The following is a 1,839-nucleotide window of genomic DNA, read 5'->3' as shown; positions in this document are numbered from 1 at the left end:
TCCTCCAACGCGTTCACGAAGTCGGGTCGAAAAGCGGCGAAAAAGCCGAAGCGTTCGCGCGCGCCTTCACCCCGACCGGAAATGTTCCAGCTGCCCCGCCCGGCAATCATGAATAAGACGGGCTAGAACATCACCACTGGGGATTTCAGGGCCCAGGGCTGGAAGAACAGGCCGCCGCCGGGACGCTGCATTTCGAGCCCGGCGGCGTTACTTTTTTTCGACCGGATCAGGCGCAGTCGTTGCCTCCGATCAAAGCGATCACGGGAGCCACCTTCCTCTCCTCCTCGTCGACGAGGAGGAGAGGCCGTTACCAGTTGCTCGGAAAGCCGCAGCACCATCAGCGCATCCTCTGTGCCCTCGGGAAGCTGCGCGACCATCTGAATCGCGTGACGGCGATGCCAAGACTGCGCTTTCATGCCATCGCCCCCATCTGCCAGTCATTGGTACCGGCTTGCTCATGCAGCCCGTCGTGATCGCCGACGCCGAATTCGGCGGGGTCGGCCTCGAGGTCACGGCGACCGCCTGCGGCCCATCGCTCTTGGGTATGGTTGTGATCCAGGCCGCCAAGGCTCGGTTCAAGGTCGGCCGAGTCCTGCTCGGCGTCGACTTCGACTCCATCTTCGCCGAGGCGCTGCCGGTTGCAGTGCTCTTGGTTCAGCATGCGGTCGAAGCTGCCAAGATCGGGCTCGCGATCGTCGCCGCGTCCGCCCCGGCCCATGCTGGGAAAGGCCTCCTGGGTGCCGAGAGACGGCTCGTCATCGTCCGGCTCCAGCTCCATGTGGTCGTCGGTATCGTCCAAAAACCGGATGAGCCGGTCTATCTCATCCCGGGCCTCATTGCGGAGTTCCCCTATGGCGACGAAGACCGCCTCCGGGGAAATGTCGGTTCGGAAATAAGGCTCACCAGCTGGCTCCGTAGCGGCGGGCATAGCTATGCTATTCTCGAATCAACCTGAGCCATGAATCACCTCATAGGTTAGGCCAAGCCTGTCGCAGTGTTGCAAGCGCTGCGGCGGACCGCTTGTTTTTCAAGCTCAATAAGTGTAGTACGTTTTTATGAAACCGTCAAAGAAAAACGTAGTACGGAAACGCCCTGGGCGTCCTGCCACAGGGCAAGATCCGGTGACGGCTATTCGCTTGTCGGAGGACTTGCGCGCCGCTGTTGATGGCTGGGCAGAACAGCAGGGCGACGCGCCAAGCCGCTCCGAAGCCATCCGCCGGCTGGTCGAGATCGGGTTGACCGTACCGACCGAGCCCCTGCCTGATGAGCGCGAAGAGCAAGGCCGGGAAGACCCAAAGCAGCGCGCCCGCGAACTGGCGAGCAAAGCAATCGACAAGGTTACCGACCCTGCGGCCAGCCCGGACGATCAAGCCAGTCGTAAGCGTCGGCTCATCAAAGGACCGGAGGAGTTTCAGAAAGTCAGACGCGACCGAAACTCAACTTGACCAGTTTCGGCATGGCCGCCGCCGTCCCCTGTCAGCCCCCAAGCCAATAGGATCAAAACCGAGTCTCTGCGCGTTGACTATTGAGCCCAAAATGGGAGGTCAACGATGATCAGTGACCGAGAACGGCGGGCACCTACGGCAGCGGAACGCGAAGCCCGCAAGGTATTCAGACAAGCCGAAGCGAAGAAAGCTTTGACCGAATATGCGAAAGCGCAAAAAGCACTCCACGACAATCGGGAGCGCCTAAAGGCGGAACGGCTGGCGCGCGAGGCTGAAGCGGCCGATCGCACAAAAGCAGGTTAAAGCGTTCATCTGGATAACCGCGGAGGACAAGCTTGGACCTCTCCTAGTGGAGGGTTGAAATGGCCCTGCACTTTCGTCGCGTGGATACTGC

4 protein-coding genes are annotated in these 1,839 nt (G+C 60.8%); 2 read left to right on the top strand and 2 right to left on the bottom strand.

Annotated elements, in window-relative coordinates:
* Window positions 1-122 precede the first annotated feature (122 nt).
* Window positions 123-416, bottom strand: a complete 294-nt coding sequence (locus AC066Y_RS43155; RefSeq protein ID WP_478279126.1) for a hypothetical protein — start codon at window positions 414-416, stop codon at window positions 123-125.
* Window positions 413-928 (bottom strand): hypothetical protein, encoded by a 516-nt coding sequence (locus AC066Y_RS43150; protein ID WP_478279125.1) that lies wholly within the window; start codon window positions 926-928, stop codon window positions 413-415. The genes AC066Y_RS43155 and AC066Y_RS43150 overlap by 4 nt, the downstream gene beginning before the upstream one ends.
* Window positions 929-1,121: 193 nt before the next feature.
* Between AC066Y_RS43150 and AC066Y_RS43145 the strand changes: the two genes are divergently transcribed.
* Window positions 1,122-1,445 (top strand): hypothetical protein, encoded by a 324-nt coding sequence (locus AC066Y_RS43145; RefSeq protein WP_478279124.1) that lies wholly within the window; start codon window positions 1,122-1,124, stop codon window positions 1,443-1,445.
* A 105-nt stretch (window positions 1,446-1,550) separates the two neighbouring features.
* Complete coding sequence (locus tag AC066Y_RS43140) at window positions 1,551-1,748, top strand: hypothetical protein (protein ID WP_478279032.1); 198 nt, start codon at window positions 1,551-1,553, stop codon at window positions 1,746-1,748.
* Window positions 1,749-1,839: the final 91 nt, after the last annotated feature.

It is taken from the genome of Bradyrhizobium sp. USDA3010 (genome assembly GCF_056429065.1).
This window is presented reverse-complemented; position numbering and strand designations above follow the sequence as displayed.